This window comes from Vibrio navarrensis, from assembly GCF_000764325.1.
Classification (GTDB): domain Bacteria; phylum Pseudomonadota; class Gammaproteobacteria; order Enterobacterales; family Vibrionaceae; genus Vibrio; species Vibrio navarrensis.
In genome coordinates, this window is sequence record NZ_JMCG01000001.1 from 2,490,226 (window position 1) to 2,505,683 (window position 15,458).

The 15,458-nt window shown below is 46.1% G+C and carries 17 protein-coding genes and 1 pseudogene; 14 read left to right on the forward strand and 4 right to left on the reverse strand.

What is annotated here, in order from left to right; all coding sequences use genetic code 11:
* Nucleotides 1-10: 10 nt before the first annotated feature.
* Nucleotides 11-634 carry an ATP-dependent zinc protease family protein gene (locus EA26_RS11085; protein ID WP_039427459.1) on the forward strand — a complete coding sequence of 208 codons (624 nt, stop codon included), beginning with the start codon at nucleotides 11-13 and terminating at the stop codon, nucleotides 632-634.
* Nucleotides 635-672: 38 nt separating this feature from the next.
* Here the strand turns inward: EA26_RS11085 and EA26_RS11090 are convergent, their stop codons facing one another.
* Together EA26_RS11090 and EA26_RS11095 are read right to left on the reverse strand one after the other, a co-directional pair.
* The gene (locus tag EA26_RS11090; RefSeq protein WP_039427460.1) at nucleotides 673-1,209 is read right to left on the reverse strand and encodes a hypothetical protein; all 537 of its coding nucleotides are present in this window, start codon (nucleotides 1,207-1,209) and stop codon (nucleotides 673-675) included.
* 137 nt (nucleotides 1,210-1,346) lie between these two features.
* Nucleotides 1,347-1,715: a YgiW/YdeI family stress tolerance OB fold protein gene (locus tag EA26_RS11095; protein WP_039427462.1), complete on the reverse strand. Its 369-nt coding sequence runs from the start codon at nucleotides 1,713-1,715 to the stop codon at nucleotides 1,347-1,349.
* A 149-nt stretch (nucleotides 1,716-1,864) separates the two neighbouring features.
* Here EA26_RS11095 and EA26_RS11100 point away from each other — a divergent pair, with 149 nt between their 5' ends.
* Genes EA26_RS11100 through modC form a run of 4 tightly spaced genes read left to right on the forward strand, consistent with a single transcriptional unit; the run spans nucleotide 1,865 to nucleotide 5,875 of the window.
* Nucleotides 1,865-3,316 (forward strand): cobyric acid synthase, encoded by a 1,452-nt coding sequence (locus EA26_RS11100; RefSeq protein WP_039427465.1) that lies wholly within the window; start codon nucleotides 1,865-1,867, stop codon nucleotides 3,314-3,316.
* Between the two features lie 14 nt (nucleotides 3,317-3,330).
* Nucleotides 3,331-4,086, forward strand: a complete 756-nt coding sequence (gene modA / locus EA26_RS11105) for a molybdate ABC transporter substrate-binding protein (protein ID WP_039427467.1) — start codon at nucleotides 3,331-3,333, stop codon at nucleotides 4,084-4,086.
* The gene (modB, locus tag EA26_RS11110; RefSeq protein WP_039427469.1) at nucleotides 4,083-4,772 is read left to right on the forward strand and encodes a molybdate ABC transporter permease subunit; all 690 of its coding nucleotides are present in this window, start codon (nucleotides 4,083-4,085) and stop codon (nucleotides 4,770-4,772) included. Before modA ends, modB begins: the two co-directional genes overlap by 4 nt.
* Nucleotides 4,769-5,875: a molybdenum ABC transporter ATP-binding protein ModC gene (gene modC / locus EA26_RS11115; protein WP_039427470.1), complete on the forward strand. Its 1,107-nt coding sequence runs from the start codon at nucleotides 4,769-4,771 to the stop codon at nucleotides 5,873-5,875. The genes modB and modC overlap by 4 nt, the downstream gene beginning before the upstream one ends.
* Nucleotides 5,876-6,065: 190 nt before the next feature.
* On the opposite strand, the gene EA26_RS11120 is transcribed toward modC, so the two are convergent.
* A complete protein-coding gene (locus EA26_RS11120; RefSeq protein ID WP_039427471.1) occupies nucleotides 6,066-6,503 on the reverse strand; it encodes a DUF3069 domain-containing protein in 438 nt (145 codons plus the stop codon).
* A gap of 139 nt (nucleotides 6,504-6,642) precedes the next feature.
* Between EA26_RS11120 and EA26_RS11125 the strand changes: the two are divergent.
* From EA26_RS11125 to EA26_RS11145, 5 genes and pseudogenes are all read left to right on the forward strand, one after another.
* Nucleotides 6,643-7,290: pseudogene (locus EA26_RS11125) on the forward strand (GGDEF domain-containing response regulator); the annotation flags it as partial.
* Nucleotides 7,291-7,370: 80 nt separating this feature from the next.
* The gene (gene tnpA / locus EA26_RS11130) at nucleotides 7,371-7,691 is read left to right on the forward strand and encodes an IS66 family insertion sequence element accessory protein TnpA (protein ID WP_039423672.1); all 321 of its coding nucleotides are present in this window, start codon (nucleotides 7,371-7,373) and stop codon (nucleotides 7,689-7,691) included.
* Nucleotides 7,688-8,041 (forward strand): IS66 family insertion sequence element accessory protein TnpB, encoded by a 354-nt coding sequence (gene tnpB / locus EA26_RS11135; protein ID WP_039423669.1) that lies wholly within the window; start codon nucleotides 7,688-7,690, stop codon nucleotides 8,039-8,041. Before tnpA ends, tnpB begins: the two co-directional genes overlap by 4 nt.
* Before the next feature lie 59 nt (nucleotides 8,042-8,100).
* Entirely contained in the window at nucleotides 8,101-9,633 is a 1,533-nt protein-coding gene (gene tnpC / locus EA26_RS11140; RefSeq protein WP_039424673.1) for an IS66 family transposase, read from the forward strand.
* Nucleotides 9,634-9,653: 20 nt separating this feature from the next.
* Nucleotides 9,654-9,995: a diguanylate cyclase domain-containing protein gene (locus tag EA26_RS11145; protein ID WP_039427472.1), complete on the forward strand. Its 342-nt coding sequence runs from the start codon at nucleotides 9,654-9,656 to the stop codon at nucleotides 9,993-9,995.
* A gap of 43 nt (nucleotides 9,996-10,038) precedes the next feature.
* On the opposite strand, the gene EA26_RS11150 is transcribed toward EA26_RS11145, so the two are convergent.
* The gene (locus tag EA26_RS11150; RefSeq protein WP_039427473.1) at nucleotides 10,039-11,283 is read right to left on the reverse strand and encodes a GGDEF domain-containing protein; all 1,245 of its coding nucleotides are present in this window, start codon (nucleotides 11,281-11,283) and stop codon (nucleotides 10,039-10,041) included.
* A gap of 205 nt (nucleotides 11,284-11,488) precedes the next feature.
* Here EA26_RS11150 and EA26_RS11155 point away from each other — a divergent pair, with 205 nt between their 5' ends.
* The 4 genes from EA26_RS11155 to pntB all read left to right on the forward strand — a co-directional run bounded on the left by EA26_RS11155 (nucleotide 11,489) and on the right by pntB (nucleotide 15,426).
* Nucleotides 11,489-11,866, forward strand: a complete 378-nt coding sequence (locus tag EA26_RS11155; protein ID WP_039427474.1) for a late competence development ComFB family protein — start codon at nucleotides 11,489-11,491, stop codon at nucleotides 11,864-11,866.
* Nucleotides 11,867-11,874: 8 nt separating this feature from the next.
* Entirely contained in the window at nucleotides 11,875-12,156 is a 282-nt protein-coding gene (locus tag EA26_RS11160; protein WP_039427475.1) for an HlyU family transcriptional regulator, read from the forward strand.
* A 305-nt stretch (nucleotides 12,157-12,461) separates the two neighbouring features.
* The gene (gene pntA, locus EA26_RS11165) at nucleotides 12,462-14,018 is read left to right on the forward strand and encodes a Re/Si-specific NAD(P)(+) transhydrogenase subunit alpha (RefSeq protein WP_039427477.1); all 1,557 of its coding nucleotides are present in this window, start codon (nucleotides 12,462-12,464) and stop codon (nucleotides 14,016-14,018) included.
* A gap of 13 nt (nucleotides 14,019-14,031) precedes the next feature.
* The gene (gene pntB / locus EA26_RS11170; RefSeq protein ID WP_039427479.1) at nucleotides 14,032-15,426 is read left to right on the forward strand and encodes a Re/Si-specific NAD(P)(+) transhydrogenase subunit beta; all 1,395 of its coding nucleotides are present in this window, start codon (nucleotides 14,032-14,034) and stop codon (nucleotides 15,424-15,426) included.
* Nucleotides 15,427-15,458: the final 32 nt, after the last annotated feature.

The following is a 15,458-nucleotide window of genomic DNA, read 5'->3' on the forward strand; positions in this document are numbered from 1 at the left end:
AGGTGATTGGATGAAGAATTGTAAACTTATTTTACCCTTACTACTTTGCGGCGGTCTGAGCGCGTGTGTTACAGCCCCTGAAGAGAATCAGGTCGAAAATAAGCCAGAAGTCAACAAAGAACAAACCGTCGAACAGGCAACGAAACAGCCTGAACCTATCGAAACGGAACAACCCGTTATTGAGTTAAAGGCGAAAAAAACCTCAGATGGTAAGCTGATTCTCGGTGAAAAAGAGTGGGTTTATGTGCCTGGGTTAGAAGAAGCATTTCGTTCACGTGTTGATACTGGAGCAACCACTTCATCCATTAGCGCCGTTGATATCGTCGATTTTGAGCGTGACGGCAAAGATTGGGTCAAGTTCAAAATCGAACATGACGGTATTCATAGTAAAGAGATTGCTCTGCCTGTGGAGCGCTGGGTTAAAATTCGTCAATCTAGTGCAGAAGGAACGCAGCTCCGTCCGGTCGTTTTAGCTTGGATCCAAATCGGCGATCTCAAAGAGAAGACCGAGTTTACCTTAACAGACAGAACGCATCTTAGTTACCCAATGCTACTCGGGCGCAGCTTCTTCAAAGATGTGGCCGTTGTTGATGTCTCACGTAAATATGTTCAGGATAAACCGCAAAGCAAATGACAAAAGGGACCAACAGGTCCCTTCGTTTTTTGTTCCAATCAGAAATGGAATCGTACTGACATCAAGATTTGGTGGCCGTAAATGCCGTTGTTACGAATGTCGGCGCCTATCGAAAGCTGCTGTGTTGAGTGGAATCTTGCGCCGATACCTATGATGGAGGCCGTGTCATCATTAGAAATAAGCTGTCCAACGCGGCCATGAACTTCAATGTTCTCCATCAACCAGATACGGCTTCCAATATTAATTTCGGTTTTCCACTCATCACCGATGGTATCGTTGGAATCTGTTTTTACGTTGTGCAGAAGCATTTGACCGTAAATATCGGCAAATTGCCCCATTGGTCCATTAAATCCAATCCCCCCCGCGAGATCCCAGTCACCACTAAATTCGCTGTCAAATCGCGCGACAATGTGTGTGTTTTCAGTGAAGTAGGTATTAAATTCTGCCCCAAACGTTCCAGGGCTCGAACCCATGCGCACCTCAAACATGTTGTAATTAAAGTTGTTTGCACTTGCTGCAACTGGGAGCAAAGTACATACACCTAACATTGCCGTTTTGAGAGCTCTACTTAGCATGTGATCTCCGAAGCCAAAAAATAACGATCCATTATTACAAAAATAGCCTGCAATTAGCAGGCCAAATAAGTATAGGCGATGAAAATCAGTAGCATACCAGCTTTTGGGCGCAAATTTAAATCCGATGGCCGTGTGTCTTAGAGTATAACGATTTGATCCACCTCGATTTCTGGTATTTTGCCACCTTCATACTCGCCAAACAATCTTAGCTGCGTGGTTTCATTGATCGGTGTAGTTAAATGCACCTTGTCATCGAGCTCGACTTGGACCTCCGCACTGCCATCTGAAAAAATAAACGTGTCGTTATTTAACTGCTTGATGAACTTACCTTCCACCACCACATGCTTTTCGCTAAACATACCGGTTTCTTGGAGTAAATCTGCCACCTTACTGATTTCAACTGGGCCGTTGAACTGAATGCCAGTATTGTGCTGGTAATCTTTGGCGACCGCGATGCTGGATACTAAGGTCATAACTGCTGCTGTGGTAAAAAATGCTTTATTCATTTTACGATTCCTCTGTGATTCAAATACGCAGTGGATTAAAACAAACTTCATTTGAACCGCATCTGAGAAAGCTATTCATGTTCGATTCATTTCCCCTTTACGGCAAAAAAGGTAAGATAATCAACCTCTCATCATTTAGTAGCGATAGCATGAAATCGACAATAACGACCCTTATGGTTCAAGGCACTACATCGGATGCGGGAAAGAGCATCCTCGTGGCAGGACTATGCCGCGTCCTTGCACGCAAAGGGGTAAAAGTTAGCCCTTTCAAACCACAAAATATGGCATTAAATAGCGCGGTGACCAAAGAGGGCGGAGAAATTGGTCGAGCGCAGGCGGTTCAAGCGATGGCATGTAACATTGAGCCAAGCGTGCACATGAATCCTGTCTTGATTAAACCCAATAGCGATACCGGGGCACAGATTATTTTGCAGGGTAAAGCCATCACTAACATGGATGCCTACGGATTTCATAACTACAAAAGAGTGGCGATGGACACCGTATTGGACTCTTTTTCGAAGCTAAAAGAAGAATATCAAGCGATTATGATCGAGGGGGCGGGCAGTCCGGCAGAAATCAACCTAAGAGAAAATGACATCGCCAATATGGGCTTTGCTGAGGCGGCGGACGTGCCGGTTATTATTGTTGCTGACATTGACCGAGGTGGCGTGTTTGCTCATCTCTACGGTACTTTGGCTTTGCTTTCTCCGTCTGAACAAGAGCGGGTAAAAGGCTTTGTGATTAACCGATTTAGAGGGGATATTAAGCTATTGGAATCAGGCCTTGACTGGCTGGAAGAAAAAACTGGCAAACCTGTTATCGGCGTTTTGCCCTATTTGCATGGCCTAAACCTTGAAGCAGAAGATGCGATAACCTCGCAGCAGGAGCTTGGCCAGCAAATCAAGTTGAAAGTGGCGGTCCCTGTGTTTACTCGAATCAGCAACCACACTGACTTTGACGTCCTGCGCCTCAACCCTGACATTGATTTGAGATACGTTGGTAAAGGCGAAAGGTTAGATAGGGCTGATTTGATTATTCTGCCCGGCTCAAAGTCAGTTCGCGACGATCTGGTTTATCTGCGTGAGCAAGGCTGGGACAGAGACATTCTACGACATCTGCGTCTAGGCGGAAAAGTATTAGGCATCTGCGGGGGTTATCAGATGCTCGGCGAATCGATTGCCGATCCTATGGGCGTAGAAGGTGAACCGGGGGGCAGTGCTGGCCTAGGATTGCTCAATGTAGATACAATTCTCACTGACGACAAATGTTTGACTAACACCAAAGGACAATTATCTCTTGACGGTAATTCGGTTACAGTGAGCGGCTATGAAATCCATGTTGGACGCACGAACGTCCGTGAAACACAACCCATTGTATTGGAAAACGGGCAAGCTGAGGGCGCTTTGAGCGCTTGTGGCCAAGTGATGGGCAGTTATCTGCACGGTCTATTCGATAGTGAGCCCGCATTAGCCTTGATTTGCCAGTGGGCAAATGGTTCAAAAATCGAAGCGCGTAATTTTACACAGTTAAAAGAAGAGGCGATCAATCGTATTGCCGACGCCATCGAAACTCATCTCGATCTCAGCAAACTGGATCTATAAGAGGATGTAAACGCATGAAAAAGTGGCTTAGTTTGATGGTAGCACTACTGGCTTCGTCGGGCGCTTCCGGCCAAGAAGAGGTCAGGGTGTACGCGGCATCGTCATTAACCAACGCCATTTCCGCCATCATCGAGAGCTATCCTGCGCCAGAAGGGGTTAAAATCACGCCTGTCTATGGAGGTTCTTCATCGTTAGCGCGTCAGCTAGCAAATGGAGCGCCAGGTGATATTTTTATCTCTGCCAACACAAAGTGGATGGACTACTTATCTCAGGAACAACGGATTTCGCGTGACGATGTCACTAATTTGTTGGGGAACCAGTTAGTGGTGATCACCCACAAAGACAATGACGTTACTCTAGATCTCCACTCTGCAGAGCAATGGCAGCAACTCTTGCGCGACGAGAGGCTGGCGATGGGCGATGCTAACTCAGTACCAGCGGGTATGTATGCACGTCAGATGTTCGAAAATTTGCACTTGTGGTCACAAATTGAAAAGCGGGTCGCCCCAAGTAAAAATGTCCGACTGGCACTTGCATTGGTTGAAAGGCGCGAAGCTCTACTGGGCGTGGTGTACCAAACAGATGCTTTGTTATCAGAGAAAATCAAAGTCGTGAACACGCCTGATCCCGCTTTATATGAGCCGATTATTTATCCTGCTGGTCTACTTTCAGATTCCAAACAAGCGAACGCATTTTACCAGTTTCTCTTTGACGATGAGGCGAAAGCCATCTTTAGTCGATTTGGTTTCGTTAGTCTGGAGCAACCGTGACAGATTTAGAATATCAAGCACTGCTGCTCAGTGTGAAAGTCGGATTCTATACGGTGTTGTGGCTTTTGCCTTTTGCCATTTTTTTTGCTTGGCTGTTGGCTAGAAAGCAGTTTTTCGGCAAAACCTTACTAGACAGTGTGATTCATCTTCCGTTGGTGTTGCCTCCGGTTGTTGTTGGCTACATTTTGCTTGTTGTGATGGGAAGGCAGGGCCTTTTGGGCGCGCCGTTACACCAGCTTCTAGGTATCAGCTTTTCTTTCAATTGGAAGGGAGTAGTACTAGCGTGCTGGGTCGTCTCTTTACCTTTGATGGTAAGAGCCATTCGGCTGAGCTTGGAAAACGTGGACATTAAGTTAGAACAAGCGGCGGCCACCTTGGGGGCATCGCCCTTAAAAGTATTTTTTACTATTACGTTACCACTGATGACGCCGGGGTTAATCACCGGAATCACGCTTGCCTTTGCTCGAAGCTTAGGTGAATTTGGTGCCACCATCAGTTTTGTTTCCAATATCCCGGGTGAAACACAAACCCTACCTTTGGCCATGTTTAATTTCATCGAAACGCCAGGAGCGGAGATGCAAGCGGCCAGATTATGTATTCTCTCGATCGTGATTGCTTTACTCTCTCTTTTTATTTCTGAGTGGCTCAATCGCCGTGCTGCGGCGCGTTTGGGAGTCAAAATATGAATGCGTTAACCGTTCGATTTCGTCAACGCCTTGGAGCAAGCGAGTTGGATATCAACCTAACTTTGCCCGCGAGGGGTATCAGTGCCATCTTTGGCCGCTCTGGTGCAGGGAAAACCTCCATAATAAACGCCATCAGTGGCTTAACTAAACCGCAAAGTGGCCGGATAGAACTTAACGGCACATGCCTGTTCGATTCGATGCAAGAGATTGATCTGCCAACGCATAAGCGCAAGATTGGCTACGTATTCCAAGATGCTCGCCTCTTTCCTCATTTTAGCGTCGAGGGCAACTTGCGCTTCGGAATGAAGCAAGACAAACCTGCATTGTTTGCCGAAGTCGTCGCACTACTGGCCTTAGAGCCTTTGCTCAAGCGTTACCCGGCTTCGCTTTCTGGAGGCGAAAAACAGCGGGTGGCAATAGGCAGAGCGCTGCTCTCTGAACCTGCGCTGTTGCTGATGGATGAGCCTCTGGCGTCATTGGATATCCCAAGGAAAAAAGAAGTGATGCCTTTTTTAGAGAGATTGGCTGATCACATTGAAATCCCAATCATTTATGTGACTCACAGTTTGCAAGAAATCCTCAGGCTCGCAAGTCATATCGCGGTGGTCGATCAAGGTAAAATTGTCGCCAGCGGTAAATTGGAAGAAATTTGGTCGTCGCAAACATTAAAACCGTGGTTCTCTTTTGCAGATCAAAGCTCGCTTTTTCTCGCTAAAGTTGCTGAGCAGCATACAAGCTACGCCTTGACACGGGTTCAATTGGCAGAAAACGTCTCAATTTGGATCCAAAAAGTGGATGTTTGTCTAGGTGTGGAGATCCGCCTTCAGATTAGAGCGAGCGATGTTTCACTCACCCTGGTGCGTCCAGAGCAAACTTCCATTCGTAATGTGTTGCCTGCGACAATCACCCGCATCGAAAAGCAACATTCACCGGCTGGTCAAGCAAGTGTCAATGTCGAGCTGCACCTCGAGAATGACTGCCACTTATGGGCAACCATTACGCCTTGGGCTTTGGATGAGTTGCAGTTAAGCGTGGGCACCCAAATCTTTGCGCAAATTAAAGGAGTCAGCGTTACACAGCGTGATATCGCCTTGACGCATTGAAGTAATGTTGGTAATCAACTATCAATGAGTGACAGTGTGACGATTGGTGGCGTTTTTTGAACGATTTCAATCTACTGGCAATACTCGGTAGCTTTCGTCGTACAGCGGGCTGGATGAATTAGATCAACTCATGAAAGGGCAGTTGTCACTGTACGAGTAAAAAGCTGCTCGTTGAGCAGCTTTCAAACGCTTACTTGGCGAATACATCTTTGAAATCGCGCTTTAAGATAGGATCGCGGCGCGCTTTTTTCAGCTGTTTTACCATATCTTTCACGCAGTTGAACAAGACGTGATCAAGAAGTTGTGCACGATAATTGTCTTTTTCTTCTTCAGACATGCCTTCTGGCAGTTTCATGGTTGGAAACTCTTCCATCACGTTGATACCAGCAAAGGCTTGGCTGACAGAAATGAGTGCATGAAACTGCTCAAAATTATCCAATACGTTTTGTGCGCTGGCAGGGATGCTATTCCACGCTTCGCGAACCGTTTCTTCTGACACTTCGTGAATAGACGTCACCATCTCGTACATGGCTTCCGGAACCTGATCAAACTCAATAACCTGACGCAGCTCAGGTGAAATAGTCGATAAGTCGATAGGTTGCTTTTCTGTGTTATTTGCTTCTGACATGACACGTCTCTCGAATTATAAAAAGCGAATAGTAAGTCTAACCCGAAAAAAGTCAACGAATTACGATGCCCTCTGGGTGAAACCAACTGCCTGATATAATATACATTTAATAATAGTATAGAAGCCTTAAGGAAAGGCCATGATTCCAACGTGTTCTTCAATGCGAATCCTGCTCGTAGATGATGTTCAACTTGATCGCATGCAACTTGCGATGCGTCTCAAACAGTTAGGTCATTTGGTAGAATCAGTATCGAGCGGAAAAGAGGCACTTGCCGTGTACGCAAACTTCGAACCCGAGCTCGTGTTACTCGATATCAATATGCCAGAAATGGATGGTTTTGCGGTTTCGCAAGCGATCAGAGAAATTTTTGTCGAATGGGTGCCGATCATTTTCTTAAGTAGCTATGAAGAGCCGGAAATGATTGCCCAAGCGATAGCGGCGAGGGGTGATGATTATCTGATCAAGCCTGTCAACAAACTCGTTCTCAGTTCAAAGTTGATTGCCATGCAACGCATCGCAACCATGCGGCGTGAATTAAAGCAAAAAACGGCCAAACTAGCGGAACTCAATGAACTTCTCCAACAGCAAGCCAATGAAGATGGCTTAACAAAACTCTTCAACCGACGCTATGTCGATCAGCAGTTGGCTGAAATGATTGGTTGGCATGGACGTCACCAAACGTCAGTCAGTCTTATCTTGCTTGATGTAGATCATTTCAAAGCGTTCAATGATAACTACGGGCATATCGAGGGTGACAAATGTTTGCAAGAAATTGCGCGAAACATCGTAAGCGCATCATAAACCCCGCATTCTAATCGTCTAGCCCGAATAATAAGATCAAACCTCCAACCCAAAGGAGATTTGAAATGGCCAAACGACGCACTAACCAAGAATGGCGAACCCTGTTCGAACACTATGAATCCAGCCAGTTATCACAACGATTATTCTGTGAACGTAACGGACTGAGTCTCTCCACTTTTTACGCTAAGCGCCAACAGTTAAAGCACTGCGAAAAACCGAACACGGTTGGCTTTGTTAAAACAGAAGTCGTTGAAAAGACCACAAAGTATCAAGCCACTCACGTTGCCGTTGCCAATATGACCCTGCTCGTCAATGATGTTGAACTGAGCATCCCACAAGGCACGCCAGCGACCTATCTCGCAGAGCTTATCGGTGCGCTGTCATGAAACGTATGCTCAGTGCTCCCGAAATCTATCTCTATCGCGAAAGCGTCGATTTTAGAAAGTCCATCAACGGCCTCGCGGCGATTATCGAAAGTGACACCGACTTACCCTTGGGCAGTGGTGCGCTGTTCCTATTCACCAACAAACAGCGCGATAAAGTCAAAGTGTTGTACTGGGATAAAACAGGCTTCGCTCTTTGGTACAAGCGCCTCGAAAAAGCCAAGTACAAGTGGCCTTCCAAAGAGCAAAATGAGGTGTTTACCCTAACTCAATTCGAGCTTGATAGACTGCTTTCTGGCTTCACGATTATCGGCCATAAACCCATTGAAATAAACGATTTTACAATGACTTAAGCGATAATAAAGTCTTATCCACCAAGCGTTAACGTCATGATTTTAGTATAATCAACGCCATGAAAAAGACGCTAAATATCAACCCAGAAAGCCAAGATGTTGCCGAGCTACAAGCGATGGTGAAAGTGCTGATGTCGGAGAAAAATGAGTGGCAACAAGAGCGTCAATCCCTACTTGAACAGCTCAAGCTTGCCTTCGACCGTCAGTTCGCTAAACGCTCAGAGGCGTTAAAGCCTTACAATGAATCCCAAGGTGACCTCTTCAACGAAGCGGAGTGTGAAGCTGCTAAGGAAGAAGAGGTTGATGTTGTCACAACGACCACCACAATGAAGAAACGCGGCAAACGTCAGCCCCTGCCAAAGAGCTTGCCTCGTGAGGTTATCGAACTTGATTTAGACGACGATGAAAAGCAGTGCACTTGCTGCCAACATCACCTGCATAAAATCGGTGAAGACCGTAGCGAGAAACTTGAGTTCACGCCAGCGGTACTCAAAGTGTTGGAATATGTTCGTCCTAAATATGCTTGCCGCCAATGCGAGCAAACTCAGGACAACAGCCGCATCGTTCAAAAGCCAGCGCCGCAAAGTATTATCCCTAAAAGCTTCGCTACAGAAAGCTTGTTGGCCAATATCATCCTCGGCAAATACCAATACGCGATGCCACTTTATCGACAAGAGTCGTTGTTTACCCAGTCGGGTATCGAACTCTCGCGCACCACCATGGCAAGGTGGATTATCCAAGTCAGTGAGAAGTTCGCTCCACTTTATGCGGCCTTGAAAGCGCACCTACTTGAGCAAATGGTGATTCAGGCGGATGAAACGCCGCTCAATGTCCTCAAAGAAGATAAACAGTGTTACATGTGGCTCTACTGCTCGGGCGCGGACTCGCCAGATGCCGCACTGCCCAATGTAAAAAATATCGTCTTGTATGACTATCAAAACAGTCGCGCGAGGTCGTGCCCTGTTGCCTTCTTGGGCGACTATGATGGGTATCTGCAAACCGATGGCTATGGTGTTTATGATGGGCTTCATCGAGTCACCAATGTCGGTTGCTTTGCGCATGCTCGGCGCAAGTTCATGGACGCGAAAAAGCTTCAAGGCAAAGGTAAGTCAGGCAAAGCGGATAAAGCGCTGGCCAAAATCCAGAAACTCTATGGGATAGAATCCCGCTTAAAAGGTGCCAGTGCCGAAAAACGGAAAGCAGAGCGCCAAGAGCATGCTAAGCCGATACTGGATGAGCTTTATGAATGGATGACAACTCAGAAAGTGCTTGAGTCTAGCCCGCTGGGTAAAGCGATAAAATACACGCTCGGTCAGTGGCCGAAGCTCATTCGCTATATCGATGACGGTCACTTATCGATAGACAATAACCGTGCTGAACGCGCAATAAAACCGCTGGTTATTGGGAGAAAGAACTGGCTCTTCTCGACCAATCCCAATGGAGCGGAAGCGAGCGCGATGCTTTACAGTATCGTCGAGACAGCGAAAGCCAACGGCCTTATCCTTTACGACTACATAGTCAAGTGCATGCAGGAGTTAGCGAAAGCAGAACCAGATATCGATGCACTCCTGCCTTGGAACTTCAAACACTAACAATATCGCCCCGTGGGTTCATGGGGCGGATACGAAACATCAAAGCGCTCTTTAATCGTTCGGGCGAGTGTGTTGGTCGCTATGGGGGAGAGGAGTTCGTCGTTGTGCTTGACGGAGTTGATCATCAGCATGCATTACACGCAGCAGAAAGAGTGCAAGGCATGATGAATCGTCTCGCTTATTGTCATAATTATTCAGATGTTGCTCATTTTGTGACATTGTCACAAGGAGTATTTACCTTTATACCGCAAGGCAACGGAGAGATAGAATGGATTTATAAGCAAGCTGACCACGCCCTTTATCAAGCAAAGTTAGCAGGTCGGAATCAATATGTCTCTGCTGAATCTTGCACCGCGATTTAAGTGCTTTCGCGCTTGCTCAGCTCAAACAGTTCAGAAGTCAGTCTCACTCTAACTTCATTTTGACTTGGTTGCGGCCCGCCTTTTTCGCTTGATAGAGGGCCTCATCAGCCAACGTGCGAATGGCATCGGGATCTTTAGAGGTTCTGCTGTCGGATAAACCAATACTCACCGTTACATTGACGGTTTTGGGTTTATCATTCGCATTTCCACGGCGTCTTTTGCCATCATTGTGATTGTCAGGACGAGTTTTATCATCTCGAATCACTAACTTGTAGCTTTCAATATCAGCGCGAATATCGTCGAGATACTCTTCAACCTCACGAGCAGTTTTGCCTTTAAACACCACCACAAACTCTTCACCGCCGTAGCGATAGACTCTTGCACCACCATTGATGTTGAGTAGACGTGAGCCAACTAACTTCAGAACATCGTCGCCAGTATCGTGTCCATAGGTGTCGTTAAACTTTTTAAAGTGATCAACATCAATCATGGCGATAGCAAATTTTCTTCCCAAATGCTTTAAGTCCATTTCTAAAGCACGTCGGCCAGGAATCTGAGTGAGGACATCAATAAACGCGAGCTCATGGCTGGCAGAAATAACGTAGATGATCAACAAGATACCTGCGAGTGAAAACATGGTACTAGAAATGTATTTCACATCAAAAAAGATAAAAGTCACAGACGCAAATAATAGGCAAGAGTAGATCACGACTTCGATTGGGCGGTTGTGCATCAGCACGAGAATAGCGGTACTAAGAACCACACCAACACTGTAGGCAACCAGTACGAAAGGGAGTTTCGACACATAAGGAATCGAGAACAAAATGCCTTTTCCCCACTGTTCAACACCAGCTTCGTTGAAGTAATCGAGAGACACATACGACCAAAGCAATAAGGTGGCGAGTACTGAGAGATAAACCGCGATTGAGCGATGGTGCATACCGGTCGCATTAAACAGGTAGACAATAAAACACGCACTCGGTAATAGAAAAGCGAGCAGAGATAATTCGATCAGTGCGGAACCGGATGAAAGGGGAATCTGAAGTCGATTCTGAATCACAAAGTATGCCATCAGCATCGCCATTGATATCATGGCGATTCTACCTTGTTTAAACACACTACAGAGCAAAAAAGCGGTAATGAGAAAGAAGTAGGGTAAGTTTGCGGCCAGTCCCCAATTGGCTTGTGTAACTAAAATGATGTTGTCCATACCAAAAAAGATGATCCCAAGTAAAAATAAGGGGAAAATCATTCTGAATTGTGCAGAGGTAACGAACGGTAATGCCATTAAAAGCCGCTATCCTATAAAACAAACTTATGTGTTGAAGTAACCTGCTAGGATACGATTATTTCTCGATTTTCCAAGCTTTTTGCTAAACTTAGTGAGGAATTATTGACGGTGTTGGTAAAAGTTAAATGCGCAGCTTGGACGCCTATAAAGCATTAGTATAGAGTGGCTGAAATAGACTCAATTAAAACAAGGAGTTGTATAGATGCAAATTAGTGTAGATGTACATAACTACATGGAAACTTTAGTGGGTCAGGTACTCGCTCGAGAAGAATATACACAGGAGTTCACATCCGAACAATTGGCCGATTTGGCGTGTCTGGCGCTTGTGCAACTGAAACCCGTCTATATCAGGCATGATATTGATTTTTTGTCGGCATTACCGGAAGCACGACTGGTGCAATTTAAAAGAAATAGTGAAATTGCGGTAAAAAATGCAGAAAGCATGATCATTGACGATCGAAGAAAAAATCGCAGTTTCGATGATGTACCCGTGGTCTTTTCGCACGTCAATTATGACGATGACGCTACATTAGAATGGTTTGAGAAACCAATTTTGCCAACACATAAGACACATAAATAAGAGGTTAAATGGGATTTTTTTCGCGTCTGTTCGGTTTAGAAACGAAGCCGATTAAGCAGCAACAAGTTGAACCTATTGAATACAAGGGGTATTTGATATACCCAGAGAGCAAAGCTGAAGGAGGACAGTTTCGAGTCTCCGGACGTATCACTAAGGAGGTCAAAGGTGACTTAAAAACCCACCATTTTATACGCTCTGATCTCCTATCATCTGAAAGCGATGCCAACGAACTGATGATTAAAAAATCGCAGATGTTTATCGAACAAATGAAAGACGACATATTTAGCTAAAAATATCTCAGGATTTGATTCCAGTCATCTTTGCTAGAGCCATTAGTGTTTATGCTGATGGCTCTTTTTGTTTTTGACACAAAAGTGCAATCTATCTGGTTGTAAAATAACCAATAATTTGAGGTCTGGTTGGACCTCTGTCTTGTTAGTGCATCATTGTTTTATCTCATGAAGTGCGTAGAGTTCATTCATTACGTGGGGTTATATGTAATGAAATTTTGTATTTTAACTACAAAATGCTTGAAGTCGCATTCTGTGTCCGATACAAAAAGATGAGTAACAAGACCAATAGTCAAGGAATAGCTATGCAAGTTGGTGTACCAAGAGAACGACTCGCGGGAGAAACGCGGGTTGCTGCATCGCCCAGTTCGGTTGAGCAGCTAATAAAATTAGGTTTCGATGTTGTCATCGAAACGCAAGCGGGGGCTTTGGCGAGCTTCGATGATGCAGCTTACGCAGCGGCTGGCGCGAAGTTGGTGTCGTCTGAAGAGGCGTGGAAATCAGAGCTGGTCTTGAAAGTTAATGCGCCAATCGTTGACAGTGAAAATGGCATCGATGAAATCGCATTGCTAGAAGAAGGAGCGACCTTAGTCAGTTTTATTTGGCCAGCGCAAAATCCTCAGTTGATGGAGCAACTATCTAGCAAAAAAATCAACGTATTAGCTATGGATGCAGTGCCTCGAATTTCGCGCGCTCAAGCGCTTGATGCGCTCTCCTCCATGGCGAATATTGCAGGTTACCGTGCAGTTGTCGAAGCCGCGCATGAATTTGGGCGTTTTTTCACGGGGCAGATCACGGCTGCAGGTAAAGTTCCGCCAGCCAAAGTGTTTGTCGCAGGGGCAGGGGTTGCGGGCTTGGCAGCCATTGGCGCGGCAGGTAGCCTTGGTGCAATCGTACGTGCATTCGACGTTCGTCCTGAAGTGAAAGAACAAGTTGAATCCATGGGCGCGCAATTTCTTTCGGTCGATTACCAAGAAGCGGCAGGTAGCGGTGATGGTTATGCCAAAGAAATGTCCGATGACTTTAACAAAAAGGCCGCAGAGTTGTATGCAGCTCAAGCAAAAGATGTCGATATCATCATTACAACGGCATTGATTCCAGGCAAACCTGCCCCTAAGTTGATCACCAAAGAGATGGTTGACAGTATGAAGCCAGGCAGTGTGATCGTAGACTTAGCCGCCGCCAATGGCGGGAACTGCGAATACACAGTCGCTAATCAAGTCTTTACTACCGCAAATGGGGTAAAAGTTATTGGTTACACCGACATGGTGGGAAGATTACCAACTCAGTCGTCTCAGTTGTACGCAACCAATCTAGTCAACCTTTTTAAGCTGCTATGCAAAGAGAAAGATGGCACGATTAACATCGATTTTGAAGACGTTGTGCTTCGCGGCGTAACTGTCATTAAAGACGGTGAAGTCACTTGGCCAGCACCGCCAATTCAAGTCTCCGCTCAGCCTCAATCCCAGCCGAAAGTTGCCGCCAAAGTAGAGAAGAAAGCCGAAGAACCCGTTTCTCCGGTGAAGAAACTGCTTGGCCTTGCTGCCGCTGTTGGCGCATTTGCTTGGATTGCGTCTGTGGCTCCTGCCGCTTTCTTGTCTCACTTTACCGTGTTTGTTTTGGCTTGTGTGGTGGGTTACTACGTCGTTTGGAACGTGACTCATGCGTTACACACACCATTGATGTCTGTCACGAACGCCATTTCGGGCATTATCGTAGTTGGCGCACTTTTGCAGATAGGTCAAGGAAACGGGGCCGTTACCTTCTTGGCATTTATTGCCGTATTAATTGCGAGTATTAACATCTTTGGTGGCTTTACGGTAACCAAGCGTATGCTCGAAATGTTCCGCAAAGATAAATAATAGGGAGTCATCAATGTCTGCAGGATTAGTACAGGCGGCATACATCGTTGCTGCTCTATTTTTCATCTTAAGTTTGGCGGGATTATCCAAACAGGAATCGGCTCGTGCAGGGAACTATTACGGAATCGCGGGGATGTCGATTGCCTTAATCGCGACTGTTTTTAGCCCGAGTGCACAAGGGTTTGCGTGGGTGATTCTCGCCATGGTGATCGGTGGTGGTATTGGTATCCACTTTGCGAAAAAAGTTGAAATGACCGAGATGCCGGAACTAGTCGCGATTTTGCACAGCTTCGTGGGTATGGCGGCAGTATTAGTTGGCTACAACAGCTTTATCGCGCCACCACAACCGGTTTCTGTCGATGTCGCAGGAATGCACGCTGAACATGTCATTCATTTAGTCGAAGTTTTCCTTGGTGTGTTTATCGGGGCAGTAACCTTTACTGGTTCGATCGTTGCGTTTGGTAAGCTACGCGGGGTGATCTCTTCATCGCCGCTAAACTTGCCGCATAAGCACAAAATGAACTTAGCAGCGATCGTCGTTTCTACTCTACTTATGATCTACTTCGTGAAAGCCGACGGAAGCATGTTTGCGCTCATTGTGATGACGTTGATCGCGTTTGCTTTCGGTTATCACTTAGTGGCGTCCATCGGTGGGGCAGATATGCCAGTGGTGGTTTCGATGCTCAACTCTTACTCTGGTTGGGCAGCTGCGGCAGCTGGCTTTATGCTGGCAAACGATTTGCTGATTGTTACTGGCGCGCTGGTTGGTTCTTCTGGTGCAATTCTCTCTTACATCATGTGTAAAGCAATGAACCGCTCTTTCATCAGTGTTATTGCTGGCGGTTTTGGTCAGGAAGTGGTTATCTCTTCCGATCAAGAATATGGCGAACACCGTGAAGTCAGTGCAGAAGAAGTGGCTGAAATGCTGAAAAACTCGACCTCTGTCATCATTACTCCCGGGTATGGTATGGCTGTTGCGCAAGCACAATATCCCGTACATGAAATCACTGAGAAACTACGAGCTCAAGGGATTAATGTCAGATTTGGTATTCACCCAGTCGCGGGACGCTTGCCGGGTCATATGAACGTTTTGCTTGCAGAAGCGAAAGTCCCTTACGATATCGTGCTTGAGATGGACGAAATTAATGAAGACTTCTCAGAAACCGATACTGTTTTGGTCATTGGGGCAAACGACACGGTTAACCCTGCCGCGCTGGAAGACCCAAATAGCCCGATAGCGGGAATGCCAGTGCTAGAGGTATGGCACGCGAAGAACGTTATTGTGTTTAAGCGTTCAATGAACACGGGATACGCAGGTGTTCAAAACCCTCTGTTCTTTAAAGAGAATACCTCGATGCTATTTGGTGATGCCAAAGAGAGTGTCGATGCCATCTCTAAAGCACTTTAAACGACACAGTTAGTACACTCAAAGGTCGGTGA